The 23466-nt window shown below is 70.3% G+C and carries 13 protein-coding genes and 1 rRNA gene; 8 read left to right on the forward strand and 6 right to left on the reverse strand.

Translation table 11 applies throughout. The annotated features are described in order from the left end of the window. Nucleotides 1-2182: alpha-amylase family glycosyl hydrolase (locus GF068_RS42505; protein ID WP_153825300.1), on the forward strand; the 2182-nt coding region annotated here is incomplete at its 5' end. A 1-nt stretch (nucleotide 2183) separates the two neighbouring features. Here the strand turns inward: GF068_RS42505 and GF068_RS42510 are convergent. Continuing rightward, nucleotides 2184-3122, reverse strand: a complete 939-nt coding sequence (locus tag GF068_RS42510; RefSeq protein ID WP_170320035.1) for a DUF72 domain-containing protein — start codon at nucleotides 3120-3122, stop codon at nucleotides 2184-2186. Between the two features lie 88 nt (nucleotides 3123-3210). Here GF068_RS42510 and GF068_RS42515 point away from each other — a divergent pair, with 88 nt between their 5' ends. Genes GF068_RS42515 through GF068_RS42535 form a run of 6 tightly spaced genes read left to right on the forward strand, consistent with a single transcriptional unit; the run spans nucleotide 3211 to nucleotide 17004 of the window. Beyond that, on the forward strand, nucleotides 3211-5418 hold the full coding sequence (locus tag GF068_RS42515; RefSeq protein ID WP_170320036.1) for a type VI secretion system tip protein TssI/VgrG: 2208 nt from the start codon (nucleotides 3211-3213) through the stop codon (nucleotides 5416-5418). Next, a complete protein-coding gene (locus GF068_RS42520; protein WP_170320037.1) occupies nucleotides 5415-7574 on the forward strand; it encodes a type VI secretion system Vgr family protein in 2160 nt (719 codons plus the stop codon). Before GF068_RS42515 ends, GF068_RS42520 begins: the two co-directional genes overlap by 4 nt. Beyond that, on the forward strand, nucleotides 7567-8052 hold the full coding sequence (locus GF068_RS42525; RefSeq protein ID WP_240808245.1) for a hypothetical protein: 486 nt from the start codon (nucleotides 7567-7569) through the stop codon (nucleotides 8050-8052). The genes GF068_RS42520 and GF068_RS42525 overlap by 8 nt, the downstream gene beginning before the upstream one ends. Then, nucleotides 8049-10589: a type VI secretion system Vgr family protein gene (locus GF068_RS42530; protein ID WP_338046790.1), complete on the forward strand. Its 2541-nt coding sequence runs from the start codon at nucleotides 8049-8051 to the stop codon at nucleotides 10587-10589. Before GF068_RS42525 ends, GF068_RS42530 begins: the two co-directional genes overlap by 4 nt. After that, a complete protein-coding gene (locus GF068_RS44025) occupies nucleotides 10586-12982 on the forward strand; it encodes a hypothetical protein (protein ID WP_170320038.1) in 2397 nt (798 codons plus the stop codon). Before GF068_RS42530 ends, GF068_RS44025 begins: the two co-directional genes overlap by 4 nt. Before the next feature lie 2 nt (nucleotides 12983-12984). After that, the gene (locus GF068_RS42535; protein WP_170320039.1) at nucleotides 12985-17004 is read left to right on the forward strand and encodes a DUF6531 domain-containing protein; all 4020 of its coding nucleotides are present in this window, start codon (nucleotides 12985-12987) and stop codon (nucleotides 17002-17004) included. Nucleotides 17005-17016: 12 nt separating this feature from the next. Here the strand turns inward: GF068_RS42535 and GF068_RS42540 are convergent, their stop codons facing one another. Together GF068_RS42540 and GF068_RS42545 are read right to left on the reverse strand one after the other, a co-directional pair. Then, a complete protein-coding gene (locus GF068_RS42540; protein ID WP_153825305.1) occupies nucleotides 17017-18120 on the reverse strand; it encodes a hypothetical protein in 1104 nt (367 codons plus the stop codon). Beyond that, entirely contained in the window at nucleotides 18113-19099 is a 987-nt protein-coding gene (locus GF068_RS42545; RefSeq protein WP_153825306.1) for a DUF2169 family type VI secretion system accessory protein, read from the reverse strand. The genes GF068_RS42540 and GF068_RS42545 overlap by 8 nt, the downstream gene beginning before the upstream one ends. A gap of 88 nt (nucleotides 19100-19187) precedes the next feature. Between GF068_RS42545 and GF068_RS42550 the strand changes: the two genes are divergently transcribed. Next, nucleotides 19188-20777 carry a HEAT repeat domain-containing protein gene (locus GF068_RS42550; protein WP_153825307.1) on the forward strand — a complete coding sequence of 530 codons (1590 nt, stop codon included), beginning with the start codon at nucleotides 19188-19190 and terminating at the stop codon, nucleotides 20775-20777. Between the two features lie 15 nt (nucleotides 20778-20792). On the opposite strand, the gene GF068_RS42555 is transcribed toward GF068_RS42550, so the two are convergent. From GF068_RS42555 to rrf, 3 genes are all read right to left on the reverse strand, one after another. Further along, entirely contained in the window at nucleotides 20793-21557 is a 765-nt protein-coding gene (locus GF068_RS42555) for a peptidylprolyl isomerase (RefSeq protein ID WP_153825308.1), read from the reverse strand. A gap of 33 nt (nucleotides 21558-21590) precedes the next feature. Beyond that, entirely contained in the window at nucleotides 21591-23276 is a 1686-nt protein-coding gene (locus GF068_RS42560; protein WP_153825309.1) for a DUF885 domain-containing protein, read from the reverse strand. A gap of 70 nt (nucleotides 23277-23346) precedes the next feature. After that, nucleotides 23347-23463, reverse strand: a 5S ribosomal RNA gene (gene rrf / locus GF068_RS42565). Between the last annotated feature and the right edge of the window lie 3 nt (nucleotides 23464-23466).

A 23466-nucleotide genomic window follows, 5' to 3' on the forward strand; every position in this document is an offset into this window, starting at 1 on the left:
GGGCGGCAGCGGCGCAGGCGGCGGCGGCGCGGGCGGCGGCGGCGACGCATTGTGCCCGACGACCATCTCGTTCGTCCCGCCCGCCGGCGCGACCGCGCCTCGCGTGCCCGGGGAATGGCAAGGCTTCGACCTCGCCACGGCGCCCGCGATGAGCGGACCCGACGCGAATGGCGCGTTCACGGCGACGGTTTTGCTACCGCCGGGGCTGCACGCGTACAAGCTCGTCTACCAGGACGCGGGCGGCGGCACGCAATGGATCCTCGACCCTTCGCAGGGCCGCCGCAAATACGTCGGCGGCGTCGAGAACAGCGCGGTGAAGGTGCGCGACTGCAACCTGCCCACGCTCGCGGTGAAATCCACGAAGGCCCTACGCGTCGCGGCGGGCCAGGGGTCGTTCACGGCCGATCTCACGTACGTCGACGGCGCCGATACGAGCGGGGCCGACGTCCTGGGATACGAGGTGACGCTGCTCGAACAGGGGACCCCAAAACCACTCGTCGCGCCGCAGGTGACCGTCTCGCCCGCGGGGGACGTGCTTGTCTCGCTCGCGGGCCTCGCCGACGGCAAGTACCGCGTCACCCTGAGGCCACGCAGCAAGAGCGGGCGCGTCGGCGAGCCCATTCACCTGCCCTTCTGGATCGAGGCCGAGCCGTTCTCCTGGAGCGACGCGGTCGTCTACATGGTCCTCACCGATCGATATCGCGACGGGGATCCCTCGAACAACGCCCCGCCCACGCCCGGCGCGGACGCGCGCGGCGACTGGAGGGGCGGCGATCTCGCGGGCCTGACGCAATCGATCGAGGAGGGCGAGCTCGACAAGCTCGGCATCCGCGCCATCTGGCTCACGCCGTTCCAGACGAACCCGGAGGGCTCGTTCTTCGCGGCGGACGGCGTGCACAAGGTCACGGGGTATCACGGCTACTGGCCGGTGAAGGCGCGCGAGGTCGATCCGCGCCTCGGCGGCCCGGAGGCGCTGCGGGCGCTGGTGAAGGCGGCGCACGCGCACGGGATCCGCATCCTGCAGGATTACGTGGTCAATCACGTGCACAGCGAGCACGAGTATTTCCAGTCGCACCCGGAGTGGTTCCGCACGGGCTGCGTCTGCGGGACGGCGAACTGCGACTGGACGCAGAAGGCGCTCGAGTGCCTCTTCGCCGATTACATGCCCGACATCAACCACTCGGTCCCCGAGGCGAACGCCCGGTTCGTCGAGGACGCGGTGTGGTGGCTCGACGAGTTCGATCTCGACGGCCTGCGGGTCGACGCGGTGAAGCACGTCGAGGAGGTCGCGACGCGGAACCTCTCGGTCGAGGTGCGCGAGACCTTCGAGAAGGCGGGCACGCATTATTTCTTGATGGGCGAGACGGCGATGGGGTGGAACGACTGCGGCGACCCCTGCAACGACGAGAACTACGGCACGATCGCGCGGTACATCGGGCCGTTCGGGCTCGACGGCCAGTTCGATTTCGTGCTCTACCACGGCGTCTCGTACCGGACGTTCGCCTATGGCGACAAGGGGATGCTGCACGCCGATTACTGGACCCGGCACGGGCTCGAAAAATGGCCGAAGGGCGCGATCATGACGCCGTACATCGGCAGCCACGACACGCCGCGCTTCGTGTCGCTCGCCGATTACGCGGACGGCGACCGTGGGATCCCGGGCAACCAGTGGGACAACACGGCCGTGGCGCCGACGGACGCGTTGCCTTACGAGCGGATGCGCGTGGCGATGGCATGGCTGCTCGCGCTGCCGGGAGCGCCGCTCATGTATTACGGCGACGAGTATGGCCAGTGGGGCGGGGCGGACCCGAACAACCGGCTCATGTGGCGGCCGGAGAGTGGTCTTTCGGCCGAGGAGAAGGCGACGCTCTCGTTCGTTCGCAAGCTCGGGGCGGCGCGGCAGGCGATCCCGGCGCTCCGGCGCGGCGATTACGCCTCGCTCGGCGCGACGGAGGACACGCTCGTCATCGGGCGAAAGATCCCGGGCGGATCCGCGGCGATCGTGGCGCTCACGCGGGCGGGCGCGGCGGCGCCGATGACGGTGGACGTCACGACCACGCTCGGGCTCGCGGCGGGGACCGTGCTCAACGACGCGATGGGCGGGCCGAGCGTGACCGTCCCGGCGGGCGGCATGCTGACGCTGACGGTACCCGCGAAATCGGCCATCGTCCTCGCGCCGTGAATCAAGCGGCGAGCGGCGCCCGCGGCCCGGCGACGCGGGCGCCCGCCCTCCGGACGAGGTCCGTCAGATCGACCGCGCTCCGCACGGCCCAATCCCGGTAACAATTGTTCATGATGACGTGGACCTCCCGCGTCTTTCGGGACAGGCCCACGATCTTCGGCACCCAGCTCGCGAGCTCGGCGGTGTCGTATTCGTAGGCGAAGCGCAGCGCCGCGGTGGGCGATTTCGCCTCCCATGTCTGCGCGTTCCGCCCGTGGAACCGGACGAGCGCGAGGTCGGCCGTCGCCTCCGCGATCGGCGGGACGGAGGAGGCGAAGCCCTGCGGCTCGTCGACGCAGGTGTAGACGAGCCCTTGTTCCCGGAAAAACGCGAGCGCCTCGTCGCGGTGGCGCTCGCCGAGCCAGCCGGCGTTGCGGAGCTCGACGGCGAGTCGATGGTCGCGGAAGAGCACGCGCGTCCGCGCGAGGCGCCGGAGCGAGGCGGGCGAGAAGGTGAACCACACGGGGTACTGGAACAGCACGAGCCCGAGCTTGCCGCTCGCCTGGAGGGGCCGGAGGGCCGAGACGAACCGGCCGGCGAGCTCGTCGAGGAAGGCGTCGCCGAGGTCCTGGGGATAGATACGTTTTTTCTCGCGGATCTCCCGCGGCAATGCCTCGCGCATGTCCTTCGGGAGGCCTCGTGGCTCGATGTAATGCTCGCTGAGCGGCGCGACGGCCTTGACGTTCATGGTGAACCCCTCGGGCGTGCGCTCGCTCCAGAGCTCCGCGTTTCGCTCGGCGAGCAAGGCGTAATGCGTGGAGTCGACCTCGACGATGGGGAAGCGCGACGCGTAATGGCGCAGCCTGGCCTCGGCCGTCCGGGCGCTCGGGGGATAAAACCCCGAGGATACGAGCGTCGGCTCGGTCCACGCGGAGATGCCGATCTTCACGAGCGCAGGCACGCGCGAGGAGCATGCAGGACCCGAGCCAGCACGAGCAGAGCACCAGGGCGCTTGTGGTCGAGCGCTCACTCCTGTAAATTCGCGCCTCGTGACGACCCAGGACGTCGCCTTCGCTTGTGAGCCGCTCGGCGAGAACGTGGTCCTCTCGCTCGAGGGGCGCGAGCGCATGGACGACCTCTCCTCGTTCGAGCTCACCGTGTTCGCGCCGGGCGAGGCCTCGCTCGAGGCCCTCCTCCGCGCGCCGTGTGTCGTCGTGCTCTCCGACCCCGAGGAGGAGACGGCGCGCGTGATCCAGCTCGTGGTGATGGAAGCGGCCGAAGAGGCGGGCCGGGGGCGTGATCGTGTCCTCTCCTTGCGCCTCGCGGATCCGCTGGCGTTGCTCGGGCTCCGGGCCGGGTATCGAGTTTTTCAGGACAAGACGGCCGAGGAGGTCGTGACGGACGTCCTCGTGGGCGCGGGTGTCCCGAGGGACGCGATCACCACGCGGCTCGCGGGCGAATATCCGCTGTATCCGATGTGCACGCAGCACGGCGAGGCGGAGTGGGATTTCGTGCGCCGGCTGCTCGCGCGCGAGGGCATCTCGCTCTGGACCGAGACGGCCGAGGACGGCGCATTTCGGGTGCTGCTCGGCGACGGCCCGACCTCGCACGACGGGATCGACGGGGAAACGCGCCTGCCCTTCGCCGGCCCGGGCGCCGCGCGCGGCAGGGGCGTGCGCGCGCTCCTCTCGCTCGCGTGGGAGCAGGGAATGGCGCACGATCGGGTGTTCGTCCGCGATTTCGACGTCGATCACCCGGACGTCTACCTCGACGGCGAGGCCGGCGAGGGCACGCTCGAATGGCTGGAGTACCCGGCCTGCGTGCCCGACGCGCGGGCGGCCGCGCTGCGGGCGAGGCGCAGGCTCGAGCAGCTCCGCCGGGACGAGGTGCGGGTCACGGCGACGAGTGATTGTATCCGGGTCTGTCCGGGCAGGTGGGTCGACGTCGCGGGCGGCGGCGCGGAGCTCTTCGATCAACGGTTCCTCGTCTCGGAGGTCCGCCACGTGTTCGCGAGGCCGCTGCGGGACGGCGGGAGAGGAGCGCCGTACCGCAATGAAATCGTCCTCCGGCCGACGCGGGGCGATCGCGGCGAGGAGCGCCCGCCCCATCGGCCCGCGATCCTGGGGGCCCCGCGGGTTCATCACGTCGAGAGCGCCGTCGTCACGGGGCCGCCGGGCGAGGAGATCCACACGGATGCGCTCGGCCGCGTGAAGGTGCGGTTTCTCTGGGATCGATCGGGCGTCACGGACGACGCGTCGTCCACCTGGGTGCGCACGATGCAATGGCCGCTCGGGGGCGCGATGATGCTGCCGCGCGTGGGCTTCGAGGTGGCGGTCTCGTACCTCGACGGGCTCGCCGATCGGCCCTTCGTGCTCGGCCGCCTCTACAATGCGACGGCGGTGCATCCGTACGTCCTGCCCGCGGGGCGCGCCGTCACGGCGCTGCAATCGTGGACGAGCCCGGGCAGCGGCGCGACGCAGGAGATCCGCCTCGGGGACGACGCCGGCGCGGAGGCGTTTTTCGTGCACGCGAGCCGGGATCTCAGCGTGCGTGTCGGCGGAGATCACGCGCAGAAGGTGGACGGCGACGAGGCGCACGTGGTCGGGCTCGGCCTCGCGGCGGACGTGGGCGGCGCGGAGGACGTGACGATCGGCGGGCGTCAGAGCATCGACGTGGGCGAACCCATTCACGTGGCCGTGGACGGGGCGAACGCCGAATCGATGGCGACGGAGATCATCGCGGTGACGGGGAACCGCGTGGTGCTCTCCGGCGGCGGCTACGAGGAGTCGATCGGCGGCGCGTACGCGCTTCAATGCAACCAGTCGAACACGAAGACGACGGGCTCATTCACGCGGATCGTGGGCGGCTCGAAGCTCGTGTCGGCGGGCCTCTCGTTGACGGAGAGCGTGGCGGGCGCGCGGACCTACGTTTGTCGCGGGGCGCGCGTCGTCACGTGCGCCGGGGCGTATTCGGAGTCGGTGAAGGGCGGCAAGCGGAGCGCGGCTGGGGCCGTCACGGAGAGCGCGGCGGCCGATTACGGGATCGCGGCGCCCGCGGGCAAGCTCGCGTCGGGGCAGGCCGAGCTCCGGGCGGGCGGGAAGTTCAGCATCGCCGCGCCGCAGATCACGATCGACGTCTCGGGCTCGCTCACGGCGGGCGCCCTCTCGATCGCGGGCGGCGCGCTACGCGCGACGAGCGGCACCACCACGATCGAGGGAATGGTCAAGCGGGATCGGGGCGGGGAGGTGGGCGGATGAAGCAGCGCTCGTGGATCGAGCTCGGCGTGGAGGGCGTCTCCTTCCCGTTCGTCGGACGCTCGTGCACCATCGACGAGCGGGTGGGGGCGCCGTTTGTCGCGCTGGTTCATTGTGACGACCTCGATCGGGGCGAGCCCGTCTCCGTCGTCGCCCTCGACATCCTCGGCCGCCCGGCGTGGCTCGCCCTGACGATCGCCGGGGTGGAGCGGCGCTTCGAGGGGATCGTCGATCGCGTGGAGGACCACGAGGGGCACTTCGTGATCGTCCTCGTGGCGCGCGTGGCCGAGGCCGGCGATGGGCGCGATTATCGGGTGCTCCCGGCGGCAAGCGCCGTCGAGGTCGCGCGGCAGGTCCTCGAAGCGCAGGGGTTTTGCGTCGAGGACCGCGCCCGGCGCGCGCCGCCCCGGCGGGCGCAATGGCTGCAATCGTTCGAGTCGGACCTCGACTTCGTGACGCGGATCCTCGCGGAGGAGGGTCTGTCGTGGTATCCGGTGACGGGCGCGCGCGACGTCGTGCGGATCGCGGACGAGCCGGGGACGTTCGATGACGACGGGCTCTCGCTGCGATATCACGAGGACGCGGGGCTCGAAGGGGGGCCGTCCCTCCGGGCCGCGCGGCTCGTGCGGCGCGCGGCGAGCGACGGCTCGCACGTGCGGGGTTACGATTTCGAGCGGCCGGAGCTCGATATCGCGGGGGAGAGCGGCGAGGGCTCGCTGGAATGGTACGAGCTCTCCCGTGACGCGTGTTCGCCCGCGGAGGCGAGCGAGATCGCGTCGATCCGGCTCGGCGAGCGGCGGCGCGAGGTGATTGTGCTGGAGGGCGAGGCGTCGACGGCCCTCGTCGCGGCCGGCGCGGTGATCCGCGTCGAGGCGTCTCCGATCGCGGAGCAAAATGGCCGTTTCCTCGTGCTCTCGGTGAACCACGAGGCGAGGCCGGACCCCGAGGGGGACGGGCTCCTTCACCGGGCGCGTCTCCGCGCGGTGCCGGCCATTTCGGCGTATCGCCCGGCGCGCCCGCGCAGGGCACCGCGCGGGGGCGTGGGCACGGCGCTCGCGACGGGGCCTTCCGGGCAGGAGATCGCGATCGATTCGTACGGACGAACCTCGCTGCTCTTCCGCTGGGATCACGCGCGCGTCGCCGACGAACGATCGTCCGCCCCGGCGCGCGTCGTCGCGCCGGCCCTCGCGGGATCGGCATTTCATCCGCGTGTCGGGTGGGAGCAGGTCGTCGCTTTCGCGGACGACGCGTGCGAGGCGCCCCTCGTGCTCGGCCGCCTCTACAATGGCGCCGATCCGCCGCCGCTCACGCTGCCCGCGCAGAAGGTGGAGACGCACCTCGGCACGAAGAGCACGCCGGCCGGCGAGCGTGGCCATTTCATCCGCATCAGCGACGCTGCGGGCGCGGAGCAGCTCTCGGTTCAATCGTCCGGCGATTACCAGGAGCTCTCGGAGAACGACAAGGTCTCGGTGGTGCAGGGCAGCCTCGATCGCGTGGTGGGCGGCTCGCGCGAGTTGTTCGTCAAGGAGAACCTCCGCACGGCCGTGGGCGGGGCGCACACGCTGTCGGTCGGGGCCGAACGCGTGATCACGACGGACGCGGATCACGCCGTGTGGGCGAGCGCGGAGAGCATCTCCGTGGGCGGGGCGCGCCTCTTTTCGGTCGGCGGCGATTACGTCACGAAGGCGCCGCGGCTCGCGCGGATCGTGGGCGGGGCGAAGACCGAGGCGCCGCTCGAGCACCAGAGCGTACACACGGAAGGGGCCGCGACGCTCGTCGTCGGCGGCGCGATGAACACGACCGCGGGCATCTCCGAGGCGATCGCCGTGGGCGGGGCCGCCGTCGTGAAGGTCAGCGGACCGATGACGGTGACGGCGAATGGTTATGGGCTCGACGTGCTCGGCGTGTATGCGGAGAGTTACGCGTCGCGCAGCGTGAAGGCGGGCGGCGCCGTGGCGGAGTCGTTCGGGACGCTCACGCACGCGGTGAAAGGGAACGGTACGATCGCGGGAGCCGAGGTTGCGATCGAGGCCAAGGCGCGGCTCGTCCTCTCGGCGGGCGGCATGAAGATCACGATGACCCCGGGCGCGATTGAAATCCAGGGTGATTTCCAGGGCTCGGTCGCCAGCGTCGAGGGAGGCATGTCTCGGTATGGCTGAAGAAAAAACCACGCGACGCAGGCGCAGCAAGGCGAGCCTCCCGCTCGGCCCTGGAATGCATCCCGGCCGCATCGAGATGGTCATGGCGGCGTCCGCGGACGGGGCCGAGCGCGTGTATCGCGTCCGCCTCGCCTCGGGGCGTCACGTGACGGCGCGCCTCGACGGGGCCGTCACGCCCGATTTCGCGGAGGAGTGCTTGCGCGGCGGGCGCACGGTCGTGCTCGTGGACGGGCCGGACGGCGCGCGGATCGCTGGGGCGCTCCAGGTCGCGAGCGCAATCGAAAAGGATCCGCGCGGCACGCTCGCGCTCGAAGCGAGGCACGTGCGCGTGCGGGCCGATCAATCGATCGTGCTCGAGGTCCCCGGCGGCTCGCTCGCCTTCGAGCCCGGGGGCGCGCTCCGATTCGAGGGCGACAAACTCGTGATCGACATGGCCGCGCTGGTCCGGATCTTCGCCGCGCGGGTGGAGCTCCCGTGACGGCCGTCTCCGTCGCGCTCCCCGGGGATCCGCCGCTTCGCGTCGTGCGTATCGCGGGGCGGGAGCGCCTCGGCGAGATCGGGAGCTACGATCTCGAATGTTCGGGCCCCCCCTCCCCCGTCGTGCTCCCCTCGCAGGTATTGCGCGGGCCGTGTGTCGTGCGGCTCGAAGCCGAGGCGGGCGAGCGGCGGATGGCAGGGATCGTCACGCGGTTCGTCCTCCTCGCCACGGATCACGGGAGCGAGCGAATCTACCGCGCCACCGTGCGCCCTCGCCTCGCCTTGCTGGAGCTCCGGCGTTTTCCGCGGGTGATCCGCGACCGCAGCGCGCCGGAGATCATCGCGGATCTCGCGCGCGCCGCGGGTTACGAGCGAATCGAGGTCCGCGTCGGGGCAGAATACCCGCCCCTCTCGTGGTCGATTCGATACGACGAGACGGACGCGACGTTCCTGCGGCGCCTGTGCGAAGAGCACGGGCTCTGGCTGCGATTCGAGGAGGAGGACGGCGCCGAGGTGCTCTTCCTCGAGGACGACTCGACGCGCGCGGGCGACGCCTATGCGGATCCGATTGCGATCGTCACGCGCGGGGCGGCGAGCGAGCCGCGGCCGTTCGTCACGCCCGTCGTGGCCGCGCGAACGCGCCGCCCGGGAAAGGTGACGCTGCGGGATTACGATCCCGACAGGCCCGCGCTCCGGCTCGAAGGCGTGGCCGCGGTCGGATCGAATCGCGAGCAAGAGGCCGCCGTGTACGAGGCGCCGGGCGGGTTCCGCTCGGCGGAGGCCGGCGAGCGGGCCGCGCGGCGGCGGCTCGAATCTCTACGCGCGGACGCTTCCACGCTCGCGCTCCGGACGAACGCGCTCGCGCTCGCGCCCGGTCGCGCGGCCACGCTCATCGAATCGGATCGAAACTTCGGGCGCGCGCGCCCCGCGGGTGATTGGTTCGTCGTGGCAACCTCGATCGCGTGGAGCGCAGGCGAGCCCGTGCTCGAAGCTACCGTGGAGGCGATCCCGAAGGACGTCATGTTCCGCTTGCCGCGCATAACGCCGAGGCCACGCATCGACGGCGTGCAATCGGCGATCGTCACGGGCGAGCCGGGCCAGGAAATCGACACCGACGCGCTCGGCCGCGTCCATGTCGCATTCCACTGGGACGTCCGCGGCCCCAAAGACCAACGGAGCAGCGTGCCCGTGCGCGTGACGCAGCCCGAGGCGCCGGCCGCTTTTGTCCTGCCGCGCGTGGGCTGGGAGGTCTTCCTCGCGTTCGAGGACGGTGATCCCGAGCGCCCGATCGTCCTCGGTCGATCCTACAATGGAAAGCAGCTCCCGCCGCTGCCCCTGCCCGCGAACAAGACGGCGACCGTGCTCGCGACCGATGGCTCCCCGGGCGCCGCCTCGCGGACGACGGTCCAGCTCGACGACGCCGCCGGCCGCGAGCACATGCTTTTTTCGGCTCCGTTCGGCAGGGACGATCGGGTGTACGGGGATTGTCGCACGGAGACCCGGAAAAACGAGAATACGAAGGTCGAGGGGAACGTGAGCGCCTCGATCGGCGCGAACGAGACGGTGAGCGTGCACCTCGGCTGGGCCGCGTCGTACGGGTCACGCACGGTGACGGTGGGCGGGGCGCAGAAGCAAACCGCGGGCGGGAGCTTCGTCACGCAGGTGGAAGGCGCGGAGGCCGTCTCCGTCGGCGGCCTCCTCGCCGAAAGAGTGGGCAGCCCCGTGAAGGGCGCCGCGAATCTCTTGTTTTCCACGGCGCTCGCGGGCGTGGGCTCGCGCGGCACGGCGGGGGCGATCGTGGCGGCGGGGCTCGGCGTGGGTCGGGCTGCGATCGAGGGCTTCTCCGCGGGCGGCGAGGAGGGCGCGGCGGCGGCGGCGAAAATGGGTTTGGCAGGGGTGGCCGCGTCGATGGTGCCGGGCGGCGAGGCGATCCTCGCGAGCGTGACCGGATCCTCGAAGCCCATGCCCTGGGATCATGGACGTCCGCCGGAGGGCGAAATCGCGGCGGGCGGCGGCGCGGCGGGCGTGGGCGGGCCGAGCGGCAAAGGCGGGCCCGGGCCGGGGCACAGGGCGACGCTCGTCGAGGGGCCTTATTCAGAAATGGTCGGCGGCGTGTATGCCGTGATGACGCCGGGCGCCGTCTCCTGGGTGACGCTCGGCCCTTCGACGTTGCTCGTGAACGGCAGCCACACGACGGAGACGACGAAGGCCGGAATGCAGGTCGCGGGCGCCATGAACGAATCGCTCGGCTCGCTGTCGATCACGAGCGCGAAGAACGTCGCGCGCAAGGTAAAGGGCCTCGTCCAGAGCGACGTGAGCGGTACGCGCGAGGTCGCGGCGGGCGGCGAATACCGCATGACGGCGCAGGCGTCGCTCTCGCTTTTGGTCGGCGGCTCGCTCACGCTCTCGGGCGGGACCGTGACCTTTCGGTGCGGCGCGGCCGAGGTCTCCGCGTCGGGCGGCGGCGTCACCATCAAGGCGCCGACGATTCGCATCACCGGACAGTCGCGTGAAGCGGGGAAATTGACACACAAGTGACGCTCTCGGTTTTTGGCCTCGGTCTTTGCTCTCCGGCGGGCGCGCTCGCCCGGGATAACGTGTTTTTCCCGCGGGCGAACGCGCCGCTCCCCACGCCCGCGCCCTTCGTGCTCGCGGACGACCGCCTCTTTCAGGTCGGCTACGCGCGGTTCGTCTCGCCAGACCTCGACCTCGCGGACCGGCTCGTCGCGCTCGGCCGCATCGCGCTCGAGGAGGCGCGGCCCGATCCGGGGTTGCCTCTCTTCGTTTGCCTGCCGGCTCCGGGCGAGGCCTTTTCGCAGGCCGCGCTGGACGACGTGGCGAGGCGCCTCGCCGCGCTCGTGGAGGCCTCGGGCGTCGAGCGTCTCGTGGGCGCCGCGGGTGCATTCGACGCGCTCGCGCGAATCGAGGCGCTCGCCTCGGCTGCGGCGGTGCTCGTCGGCGTCGATTCCTTTTTTCACGCCGATCGCGTCGCCGCGCTCGCAGCGCGGCCCCCGGGCCCCTTCGAGCCTGCGCAGCTCTGGCCCGCGGAGGGCGCGGGCGCGCTCGTCCTCGGGCGCGCGGGGACGCAGCGCTCGCTCGGCGCCATTCTCACGAGCAAGACCGCCCTCGGCCGGGGCAACGACGACGACGACGAGCCCGTGGACGCGGCTGCGCTGACGGAGCTGATCGGCGGCCTCGCCGAGCACGCCCCCATTCGAGCCGTCTTCGGCCAGGGGCGCGTGGACGCGCTCCGTTCGCGGGAATGGGAATGGAGCGCGGCGCGGCAGGCCGCGATGTTCCACCCGGAGGCGTTTGGTGTTTGCCTCGAAGCCGAGATCGGACGGGTCGGCGCCGCGGCCGGCGTGATGGCCCTCGCGTATACGTTTGCCTCGGTGCACCACGGGGTTTGTCCGCCGGCCTGCCCCGTCCTCACCTGGGCGATTTCACGCGACGGCACGCGTGGGCTCGCGCTCGCGGTCGGGACGACGCCACCCCCGCAGGGCGTGCTCCTGCCGCTCCAGGGGCGGATCCGACGGAGAGAAGTGGCTCGGAACGAGGTTTCTCCAGACGAACTTGCGTCCCTCGGCGTGGCCCCGCCCGCATTCGACGAGGCCTCCTTCGACCCCGACGCGGCCCTCGCGCCGGCGAACGACATCCAGCCGCTCGAACGGCCCTTGCCGGATCCGGCCACGAAGGCGCCCCTCGCGCGGCTCGACCTCGAGCGAATTCGCCCCTCCACCCTCTCGACGTTCTACGCCGAGATCGTGTCTCACGGCATGGAGACGCTGGTGATGCTGGGCAAGGCGCGTGAACGTTCGCCGCGGCGCGCCGTGCCCGAGATCGAGCGGCGCCTGCTCTGTCAGATCGATGCGATTGTCGCCTCGGGCCCAAGAGCGCTCCACCACGTCGCGAGCGACGGGTACGAGCGCCAGGACGACCCCTGGCGATCGTTTGGCACGACAATCACGGCGAGGGCCTTCGATGGTGACGACGCGCGGCGGCTCGTGTCGTGGATGATCAACAGGCTCCCCGACGACGCGGCCGAGCACGCGCGGCTCGTGGCCGAAGCGCTCGCGCTCACCGGGGATCCTGCGCGTTGCGCGCTCGGGCAGGACCTCCGCGGCTCCGCCCGGCCGATCGCGCGCGCCATCGGGATCTGGTTTTTCGCGGCGCGCGGGGCTCTCACGGACGAGGACGTGCGGCGCTCGCTCGCGGACGAATCGAAGCTCGTGCGCGCGGCGGCCCTCGACGCCTGCGCGGCGCAGCCGGAGGCAGCGCGACGAGCGTTCGTCCCAGCATTACGAAGCGCGCTCGTCTCCGAGGAGCGAGCCAATGCCTTCCGCGCGGCCCGACAGCTCGCGGTCCTCGGAGACGTGGAGGTGCGCCGCGCCTTCGAGGACGGCGACGTCTCCGCGCGCCTCGGCCCGCTCGTGGGGGAGCTGTACCTGCTCGCAGGTCGACCCGAGGATGCCGCTTCCGCAGACGCCTTTTTCACCCGACAAACCCCGTCCCCGCCTCTGCTCTCGGCCGCGGGGCGATGGGGCTCCCCCGCTGTTTTGCCGCGCTTGCTGCAATGCCTGGCGGACGAGGAGCTCTCGTCGGCCGCGGCGGACGCCCTCGCCGTCATGCTCGGGCCGGCGCTCCCTCCCGAGGAAGTGCGCGACGCCGGGGCCTGGCGGCGCGTGATCGGCTCGATGCGCCTCGATTCTTCGACACGTATCCGCCGCGGCCTTCCCTATTCGCTCGCCGCGGTGGCCGACGAATGCGCGTCAGGAGCCCTTTCGCGCCTGGAGCTCGCCGGTCGCGTCGACGAGCTCCGGGCCCGGCTCGGGCGTCCCGAACCCGTGCCCGTCTGGGGCTATGCCGCCGACGTGGAGGCGAGCCTCGCCCCGCTCCTCCGGGCCGCGCGCACTACGAAAGGAACTGCTTAGCCATGGCGTCGATCGATGGGAAGAAGATCGCGACGACGGGCAGCGGGCATTTTTGCCCCGGGCCGACGCCTGCCATGAGCCTCGTCCCTCCGACCCCGCCCGCGGGGCCCGTCACGGCGCCTTTCGCGTACATGTCGCATTCGTCGTCCGCGCGGAACGTGTCGGATCATCTGCTCGTCGCGTACAGACCCGTCCTCACGCAGGGCAGCGTGATGTCGATTCATAAACCCGGCAATCTGCCGGGCCAGCCCACCGGCGGCGACATCGTCACCCACATGACGGGGGCCCATAGCGAGCTCTTTTTCGCCGGACAGCACGAGGTCTTCGCGGGAGGCAAGCCGGTCTCGTGCACCGGCGACATGGCGCGAATGAACGTGCCCATGAAGGGCGGCTTCGTCGCGCAGGTCATCGGCCGGCTCATCACGATGGACAATGTGCTCTTCGCCCGCAGCGTGCCGGCCCTCGCCGCGGGTGCACAGGTGATCCTCGATCCGGTCTCCGTCGTCTCCGGCGCCGTCATGGACGAGGACGTCGACGTCTCGCTCCCGGGCCCGATCGAGGTCACGTGGAGACGCCTCTACGACAGCTCACGCGCCTCGGAGCACGGCCCGCTCGGCCACGGCGGGTGGACACACGCGTATCACCAGTGGATCGAGGTGGAAGACGACACGCTCCGGCTCCGGGACGAGGACGGCTCCACGCTGCTCCTGCGTAATGTATATCCAGGACAACCTGTGGTTCATCGCCGCAAGCGGATCGAGATCACGCTCGACACGCGTGGGGGTGGAGCCTCGGTGGTCTCCTTCGCGACGGGGCTACGCCGGGTGTTTCGCCCCCAGGGAGGCGCGCGGGCCTTGCTCGTGGAGATCACGAATGCCGCGGGGCAGCGAATTCGGCTCGATTATGAAGGCGAGCGGCTCGTGCGGCTCGTGGACACGGCGGGGAGGACCGTCCGGCTCACGCACGACGAGAGAGGCCACATCACGCGGATGGCCGTCTTTGCGGCCGGCGACGAGCGCGCTCCGCTCCAGACCGTCTCGTTCGGCTACGACGCGGGCGGGGAGCTCGTCCGCGTGACGGATCCGTGCGGGAACGACTTCACCTACCTCTACGACGAGCGCCGGCGGCTCGTGAAGAAGACGCTGCCGACGGGTCTGTCATTCCATTACATTTACGATGCCGAGAGCGGCCGCTGCGTCCGGGCCTTCGGCGACGGCGGCATCCACGCGGGCGACATCACCTACGACGAGCAGCAAGGGACCACGAGGCTCTCGGGCAATCCCTCGCCGCGGGTCTTCTCCTGGAGGCCCTGCGACGGCGCGCTCCTCGGCGTCACGACGAACGACGGCACGGCCGCGCGGACGTGCGTGCTCGACGACGATGGGCTCGTCCTCGAGGAGAAGGACGCGGCAGGGAATACGAGCCGCTTCGAATACGACGCGCGAGGCAACCTCGTGAAGATCACGGACGCCCTCGGGCGCGTGACCGAGTTCGTCCACGTGGACGATCGCGTGGCGCGGCGCGTGGCGGGTGAGCGCGTGACCGAATACGATTACGATACACGCGGGCAGCTCAAGAGGGTGAAGTACCCGGGAGGCACGTGGCTCGCGCTCGATCACGATGAGCACGGGCGACTCGTGACGATCGCAGACGCCGGGGGGATCCGAGCGCGGTTTGTCTGGGACGATCAGCATCAATGCATCGAGGAGCACCTCGCGAGCGGGCTCGTGCGACGATGGGAATACGACGGGCTCGGGCGGCCCATCGCCTGCGTGGATCCGTACGGCCACAGGACGCGGCGCGAGCTCGACCCGCTCGGGCGCGTGCGCGTGCACGAGAACCCCGACGGGACGCGCGTGTCGTTCGAATACGATGCGCTCGGACGCAGGACGCGCCGCACGGACGAGCTCGGCCGCACGGAGACCTTTCGCCACGCAGGCACGAGCTCCATGGTCGAGGCCCGGAGCGAGGCGGGGACGACCTGGAGCGTGAGCCACGACGTGCTCGAAAGGCCCCAAAGGATCCAGAACCCGAAGGCCGAGATCCACGACATTCGTTACGATCGCCTGGGCCGGGTCACGGAAATGCGCACGTTCGACGGGCGCATCCTTCGCGCGGCATACGGTAGGAATGGCCTCGTCTCGCGTCTCTCGTTGCCCGATGGAACGTGGCGGGCCTATCGATACAACGAGCTCGACGAGCTGGTCGAGGAGGATACGCCCCACGGCGCAGGCCGGATCGTACGCGACGAGGGCTCGCGCAAGGTGACGTACGAGCTCGAGGATCCGGCCGGGAAGGTCTCGGTCGAGATGTATTTCGACGAGGCCGGGAGGGTCGTGTCGACGACGCAGAGCGCGGGCACGATCCGGTACGAATACGACGCCTTGAACCGACGCACCGCCGTGCACCTGCCGAGCGGGAAGGTCACGCGATACGTATACGACGACGCGGGGCGCGTGGCGGCGATCGAGCACGGCGGCGAGCGCGTGGAGTTCGGCCGCGACGCGGCCGGGGCGATGAACGGCTTTCGATTCGCGCGATCCGGGGTCGAGGCGAGGTTCGGCTTCGACGCGCGCGGGCGCGTCACGCAGGAGTGGGCGGGCAAGGACGGCCGCGCGCTGGTTTCACGTGTCTATACATGGGACACGTCGTCGACGCTCGTGGGCAAACGGGACATGCGGTGGGGCGAGGTGCGTTATCGGCACGACGAGGTCGGGCAGCTCGTCGAGGCGGGCCACGATCGATTCGAATACGACGCCGCCGGCTCGGTCGAGCCCGCGGGCGCCGGGTGGGACGTGCATCCGGGCAACGTGCTGCGCAGGACCACGAGCGCCGCGTACACGTACGACGAGTGCAACCGGCGCATCCGTAAAGAGCACCTCGACACGGGCGAGACGACCGAATACTTCTGGGATTGTCGAGGCAACCTGCGGGAGGTCGTGCGCGGCGACGGGACGCGGATCCTGATGACGTACGATCTCTTCGGCAGGCGCGTGAAGAAAGAGGTCGTCGGGCCCGTTCGCCCGGCCTCACGCGAGGAATTGCCTCCCCTCCCCTCGCGTCGCACCGTGGAGTATCTCTGGGACGGGGACCTCCTCCTCGCCGAAATCGACGCCGAGCGGGGCGAACGTACGCTCGTGTATCACCCGGACACGATGGTCCCCCTGCTCCAGGGGGAAGGTGACGTCGTATTCGGGGTGCTCGCCGATCACGTCGGGGCGGTGACGGAGCTCGTCGATGGAGCGGGCGCGCTCGTCTTTTCGGGGACGTATTCGGCGTGGGGGGCGCTCGCGCAGGTCGAATCGAAGGCAGGGCCGTCGGGGCGGCCCGTGGCACCGCTCTTGCGCAGGCTCGGGCATCACCACGACGAGGACGTGGGGCTCTCGTACGTGCGATATCGCTGGTTCGATCCGGAGGTGATGCGATTCTCGAGCCCGGATCCGCTGGGGCTCGAGGGCGGGCCGAACCTGTTCGCGTTTAATGGAAGCCCCGTGATGCACGTGGATCCGCTGGGGCTCGCCTGCGTCTTGCTGGGAAACCCCACGGTCGACGCATTCATCTCCGAATGTATGGCCGGCGGGCGCCGGGACAGCGGCTCGTATCAGGTGTACGTGCACGGGACCGTGGACGCGGTCCACGTGCAACACGCCGACGGTTCCTGGACGCAGATGACGCCGCGCGATCTCGGGCAACGGCTGATGATGGCGGGCAACTGGGACAGGAACGTGCCGCTGAAGCTCTTCTCTTGCAACACCGGACGCAGGCCCGACGTCATCGCGGCGCACCTCGCCTCGCAGTACCGGGTGAGCGTCTTCGCTCCGAGCGAGATCGTCTGGGGGCCTGGGCAGTACATTGCGCCGCCCATCGGGGTCCAGGATTCGAGCCGGCTGGTCCCGCAGCCGGGCGTCAGCTATTACCCGGATCTGTCGCGCGCCGGGAAATGGAACCTGTGGGCCGCGGGCGGATATCCGAGCCCCTACAATCATTATCCCGACATTCCGCCGCGCACGCCGCTGCCCTGAGCAGGCCGGTCGCTAACGTCCCGCGCGAATCCGCGCGCCGGCCTCGATCGCGAGTTTTTCCCACGTCGCGCGCTCCTCTTTCGCCGCGGCGAAGCGCGCTTGCCACGCGGCGTCCTCGGCCCGCTTCGCCTCCGGCGAGAGCCCGTACCGCGCGATGATCCGGAGCGCGCCCGGCGGATCGAGCCAGATTTCGGCGCACATCGAGGCGTACGCCTCGATCGAGAGGCGCGTGGAGGGCAAGCTCGGGTTTGGCCTGGCGAACGGCAGCACGGCCGAGAGGTTGATCGGGAGCGCGAGCGAGGTCTCGGCGAGCGCGCTCGCCGGCGGCGGACGGGGCGCCGGAGGAGCGACGGCAGGCGGTCTTTCCGCAGCCGGGAAAGGCAAGACGGGTTTCGGAGGGACAAACGCAGGCGCGGTGTCGCCGAGCGGGCGGGCCGGCGGCGGGGGGTTTGTCGGCCCGCTCTTCGCGAATGGCAAGACCCGCGGATCGACCTTGAATGTCAGGGCCGTCTGCGCGAGCGCCTTGGCCACGAACGGCAAGGCGGGCTTGTAGAGCTGCACGGCCGGCCTGGTCTGGCCGAGGGAAGGAGGCGCAGGGGGCTCGAGCGGCCTCGGCGGGACGGCTTCGGGCGCGGGCACCGGTTTCTTCGCGAAAGGCAAAACGGGTTTGTCGATCTGAAACGACATCCTCGTCTCGCCGAGCCCCTTCGGCGCCGGTCGCAGCAGGCTCGGGGGAAACGCAGGCGGCGGCGCGTCCTCCGGGGGCGCGGCGAACGGCAAGGCCGGACGATCGACGACGAAGCCGAGCGAGGTCGCCGCGAGCGGCGCCTTCTCCGGCGCCTCGACGGGGACAACGGGCCCGACCTCCACCTCCGGGACCTCGCCCGTGGGGCGTGCGAGCATCCCGAGCGCGTCCTTTTGCAACGAGCGGTCGGCGAGGATGCGCGCCTGCCACGAGGCGAGCAGATGAAACACGTCGCCCTCGGCGAGGCCTCGATCCGCGAGGAACACGAGCGGATCGGGCGCCTCGGTGAAGGCCCCGAAGAACACGAAGAAGGCGCGCACGTCGGTGTCGAGCGGGCGAACGGCTCGAACGACGTCTCGCTCGTCACGCATCGGCCCGCACCTCGATCGCGCGAAGCACGCGCCGCGCTCGGCCAGCAGGGAAACTCACGCGACCCACGATCTCCAGCCGGCGCTCGCCCGGCGAGACGATCACCGTGTCGATCGGGACGGGTCGCTCTTCGCGAGCGCCGTCGAAGCGCGCATGGACACGGGCCGCGAGCCGAGGGAGCTCGAGCACGAGCGGCGCGAGCGACATGCCGAGGACGCGGATCGGATCGCCGGGCGCGAGCCGCTCTTCGAACCAGAGTGACGGATGCGCCACGCACGAGAAGCGTGGATCGTGGTCCGCAGGCAGGATGGGCATGCGCGTCTTCTGCCAGGACGATCCACACGAGCCGACGTACTCGCGACGCGGCGACCAGTGCGGCGGGATCGCGCCGTACCCCATGGGCGGGTGCTCGTCGGATGCGGAGGCGTGCGGCCGCTCGGGATGTTCGATCTGCGGCGCGCGCTCGCCGATGAGATCCGACGCGCGACGCGCGACGCCGACGCCCGCGGGGTTCGCGAGCTCGACGACGGAGAGATCGTCGGAGGCGCCGCCGTACGCATTCTCGTACACGATCGGCACACGCTCGAACGGCGCCGCGGGGCCGACGACGACGCCGAGCACGCCGTCGTAGTACACGCGCGGTCCGTGCACGCGCAGCGGCGCGAGGCGCTTCTTCACCTGCACCACGACGTCCATCACCTTCACGGGCCGCGGCGCGATGGCGTCGCCCACGACGACGACGTCGGTGCCCGGCTTCTCGAGGCCGACGTCGCTCGGAAAGAGCAGGCTCGATCGCGGATCGTCGGGATCACGCGCGACGTCGGTCGTGCGCACCGGGCTCGGCTCCTCGGCCGGCCGGAGCTCACCACGCTCGCCCACGAGGAAGGTGGCCTTCACGATCGTGACGATCACGTCGCGCCCCTCGGGGTCGAGGAGAGGCACGGGCAACACCGCGTATCGAGTCTCGTTGACGACGCTCATCGCGAGGGCCCGATGCCATCCTACACGAGGGGCGCGGCGCAGGCCGACGGCTTTACGATCATGAAAGAGCGCAGTAGACCTGAAACCGATGGTCTCGTTGCCCGCGTCGCCGCTCGTGAAGACCGTGCTCGGCCCTCTCGGGGGTGATCCCCCGGCCCCGCGGATCGCCATGGCCTTCGCGACCTGGACGCTCGCGAGAGATCCGGACGTCGCACGAGAAGCCGCGGAGATCACGGACCGCTGCGTGCGCGGACTCTCGCTGCTCGACGTGCTCTGGCTCGAACGACATCGGCGCGAGGACCTGCCGTTCACGCCGCGCGGGGACGCCTGGAGGGCACTGCAGCCCGCGGACGTCACGCGATTCGAGGCCTTCGGCGACGCGGAGACGGCGCTGCTCTGCGTGCTCACGGCGCACCCGAACGGTCACGTCCGGCAAGCGAGCATCGAGCGCCTCTCGCTGCGGCGCGACGGCGTGGAGGTGCCGTTCCTGCTCGCTCGGCTGAACGACTGGGTGCGGCCCGTGCGCGCGGCCGCGAAGCTCACGGTACGCGCGTGGATCGCAGAGGCGCAGAAGGGCGACCTCGCCCGAGGTCGCGCGCTCCTCGGGAGCCTGCCGCTCTTCGATCGCCTGCGGGAGCTGGGGCGGGACGATCACGCCCCGATCTGCGCCGCCATCGAAGCGTTGCTCGAGCATCCAGCCTTCGCGCTGGTGCTCGACGAGGGCCTGGATGCCCCGCGCCGCGACGTGCGGTTTCGCTGTTTCATGAAGGCGCTCGAGCGTCCCGAGGCAGACGCGCGGCGGCTGCTCACGCGAGCGCTCGCCGATCGAGACGCGTCGATCCGACTGTGGGCCGCGCGGGCGGCGCCGAAGCGGCTCGCAGGGGACGAGCTCCGCGCGGTTGCGGAGACGATGCGGCGCGACGTATCGGCGCCGGTGCGGAACGAGGCGACGTTCGTGCTGGCGACGAAGATCGAGCCGCCCGATCGCGATGCGCTCGAGCAAGCGCTCCTGGATCCGAGCGCCTCCGTGCGATGGACGGCGCGCCACTACCTCGCCGAGCGCTGGAAGTTCGACGCGCGGGCCACCTACCTGCGGGCCCTCGACGCGATCGATCCCTCGATCCTCGCGGCCGCGATCGCGGGCCTCGCCGAGTGCAGCAGCCACGCGGACGACGCGGCGCACGCGCTCGCGCTGCTCGATCACCGGTCGGCCGCCGTGCGCAAAGCTGCGCTCGTCGCGCTCGACCGATGGGCGGGGGCCGCGCACGTGAAGGAGCTCTTCGCCGCGCTCGGGGACGAACGTCCGAGCGTCGCGCGTGAGGCCACGGGTTGCTTGAAGAAGCACGTTCATCATGTGGAGCTCACGTGGATCCAGGAGCTGCTTCGCAACGCGCCACGATCCCACACGCGCCGCATGGCCCTGCGGCTCGCGATGTACCGCGATCCGAGGCGACATCTCGACCTTCTGCTCGAAGCCATGCAGGACCCGGATGCAGCGATCGTGGAGGAGGCCAAAAGAAGCATCCAGAGCTGGGTCGGATGGGCACGCTGGACGAGGCCGGTGTTCGCTCCGGAGGAGCCGGAGCGCCTCGAGGACGCGGTGGAGAGGGTCAGGGCCGCGCTCGGCGACACGCTCGCGAACACGCTCGTGGAGATCCTTCGCAGCGCGTCGCGATAGGCGACACGCGCGCGGTCACGGGAGGATCTTCGCGTCCTTGATCGCGTCGAGCTTGGGGAAGTTCTCGTCGAGGTAGCGGTACCCTTCGCGCTGGATCTTGCTCGCGTTTGGCCCTTTGCCCTTGGGCGCGAGCTCGCCGTAGCCCTTGTAGAACGAGTCGACGACCTTCATGCCCTCGACGACCTGACCAAACGGCGCGAACCCCTGCGTGTCGAGCCGCGCCTGTTTGTCGACGTAGCTGATGAAGATCTGCGTGGTGCGGGTGTCCTTGCCGGCGTGCGCGAAGGTGACGAAGCCGCGGCGGTTGCTCTTCACCACGGGATCGTCGGGGAAATACGCGCGGTACCAGGCGCCGTTCACGGACGGCTCGGGGTGGATGCCGAACTGGACCATGAAGTCGTCGATCGCGCGGTGAAAGCGGACGCCGTCATAGAAACCGAGCTTCACGAGGTTGTAAAAACGGTCGGCCCCGTTCGGCGCCCAGGCGCGCGTCACCTGCACGACGAAGTCACCCTTCGTCGTGGAGAACTTCACCTTGAAGACGTCGGGCGCCTCCTCGATCGCCTTCTCGGGGTGGAAGAGGGGGTCGTTGCCGTCGCGCCCGCCCGCCGTGACCGCGGACGCGGAGGTCGCGGGGGCCGCAGAGGGAGATGCAGCCGCAGCGTTCGCCGGAGCGGCGGAGGGAGCGGGCCGGGGTGCGGGGGCGTCGTCCCGTGAGCACGCGACGAGGACGGCGAGGCTCGCGAGGAGGGAAAGGCGGCCGAGGAGGGACCGGCTCATGGGCGGCTAGCTTAACGCGCGCCGAGCAGACACCTACGAAAGAAGGAGCTCGCGCAGCGCGCCGAGGCCGATGGAGCCCGTGCCGAGCAGCTCGGCGTGGAACGTTTTGAGGTCGAACGAGGCGCCGCGGCGCGCCCGAAGCTCGTCGCGCACGCCGAGGATCACACGCTCACCGACCTTGTAGGCGATCGCCTGCCCCGGCCAGCCGAGGTAACGCGTCATCTCGGATGCCGCGTGATCCGGCTTGAAGCGCGCGATCCGCGTGATCATCTCGACACCGTACGCGTGATCGATCGGCGCGCCGGGCAGGAGGGGCGCGTCCGCAGGGGCCCGCAGGCCGAGGTGCGCGCCGATGTCGAGCACGACCCGGCACGCGCGCATCATCTGGCAGACGAGCATGCCGAGCAGGTAATCGGGTCGCTCGAAGAAGCCGAGCTCCGCCATGAGCCGCTCGGCGTAGAGGGCCCAGCCTTCCGCATAACCGGTCTGGTAATCACTCATGACCACGCGGTGCAGCCGAGAGAGCCGATGCAGCAGCGAGACTTGAACGCTGAGCTGCAAGTGGTGCCCCGGAAACCCCTCGTGGTAGGCCGTGCTGATCTCGCTGTAGAGCGGGATCTGGGCGCGCTCGCCGGGCGCGTACCAGATGGTCCCTGGCCGCGAAAAATCCTCGGAGGGCGGGATGTAATACGCGCCGAGGGTGCTGCCGGGCGGCGCGAGCTTCACGTCGACCCGACGCGCCGGGGGCGGGATGTCGAAATGCGTGCCGGAGAGCGCGTCGACGGCGCGCGCCTGACGCTCCGCGACGATACGCACGAGGTCCTCGGGGCCACGAGCACATCGAGCCGGATCCGTCTCGAGCAAGCGGATGACCTCGTCGACCGAGGCGCCGGGCTGGATCTGGGCAGCGACCTCGCGCATGCGGGCGTCGATCTCGCGAATCTGCGAGAACCCCCAGTCGAACGTCTCGCGCAGATCGATGGAGAGCCCGAGGAAGCCGTGCGCTTTGCGCGCGTACCGCTCCTCGCCGACGCCGTCCTCGGTCCGCGCGGCGGGGCGATACGTCCGCTCGAGCCAGTCGGTCAGCTCGGCATAGGCGCGGCGCGCGTGCTCGATGCCGCGGTCGAGTGACTCGGCGAGCGCGGGATCGAAGGCACTGCTCCGAGCGAACGCGGGCGCGAGCGTGCAGAAGAAGGAGCCCTCACCGGCGTGCACGCGTCCTTGCGTGATCGCCGCGTCGACCTGGCGCATGGCCGCGGTCTGCCCGCGGCGAAGGCCCTCTTCGAGGGCCTTGCGATACGACGTCGTGGCGCGATCGATCGTCGAAAGACGCGCGATCATGTTCTCCCAGCCGGCGCGGGTGCTCGTGTCCATGACGTCGAGCACCATGCGGATGTGCTGGAAGGGAGAGGCGATGTTGTTGAGGTCGACCAGGTGATCGCCCTGGGCGATGCGGTCGATCTCGACGTCGAGCAAGTCGCGCATGACGCGCGCGGCGATCCAGTCCTCGGTTCGCGTGGGCGTGGGGAGCGCGTCGAGCCGGCGACGATGACTCGAGAGCATGGCCACCGCGGACTCCGCACCCTCCGGCCCGAAATCATCCCAGGCATGGTCGTGCCCCCGGACGCCCCAGAATGTGGCCGAGGTAGGACGATGTGCGACGAGTTCGACGAGGAGCGCGTCGCTGAGGGCGAACACGGGGGCGGAGCTGTTGTGCATGGTCGAAGGAGAATGGATTGATGGAAAAAGAAAAGGCCTGCAAGCGATTGCTTGCAGGCCTTTGAAAAAGACCCGGCGGCGTCCTACTCTCCCACTGAGTCGCCCCAGCAGTACCATCGGCTCCAAGGAGCTTAACTTCCGAGTTCGGGAAGGGATCGGGTGTGGCCTCCTCGATATCACCACCGGAAAA

Source organism: Polyangium spumosum (assembly GCF_009649845.1).
GTDB lineage: Bacteria > Myxococcota_A > Polyangia > Polyangiales > Polyangiaceae > Polyangium > Polyangium spumosum.

Coding starts and splice junctions, on each gene's coding strand:
- GF068_RS42520 (WP_170320037.1), top strand. CDS start 5,415: ATGAAGCAGCGCTCGTGGATCGAGCTCGGCGTGGAGGGCGTCTCCTTC.
- GF068_RS42525 (WP_240808245.1), top strand. CDS start 7,567: ATGGCTGAAGAAAAAACCACGCGACGCAGGCGCAGCAAGGCGAGCCTC.
- GF068_RS42535 (WP_170320039.1), top strand. CDS start 12,985: ATGGCGTCGATCGATGGGAAGAAGATCGCGACGACGGGCAGCGGGCAT.
- GF068_RS42540 (WP_153825305.1), bottom strand. CDS start 18,120: ATGCGTGACGAGCGAGACGTCGTTCGAGCCGTTCGCCCGCTCGACACC.
- GF068_RS42545 (WP_153825306.1), bottom strand. CDS start 19,099: ATGAGCGTCGTCAACGAGACTCGATACGCGGTGTTGCCCGTGCCTCTC.
- GF068_RS42550 (WP_153825307.1), top strand. CDS start 19,188: ATGGTCTCGTTGCCCGCGTCGCCGCTCGTGAAGACCGTGCTCGGCCCT.
- GF068_RS42555 (WP_153825308.1), bottom strand. CDS start 21,557: ATGAGCCGGTCCCTCCTCGGCCGCCTTTCCCTCCTCGCGAGCCTCGCC.
- GF068_RS42560 (WP_153825309.1), bottom strand. CDS start 23,276: ATGCACAACAGCTCCGCCCCCGTGTTCGCCCTCAGCGACGCGCTCCTC.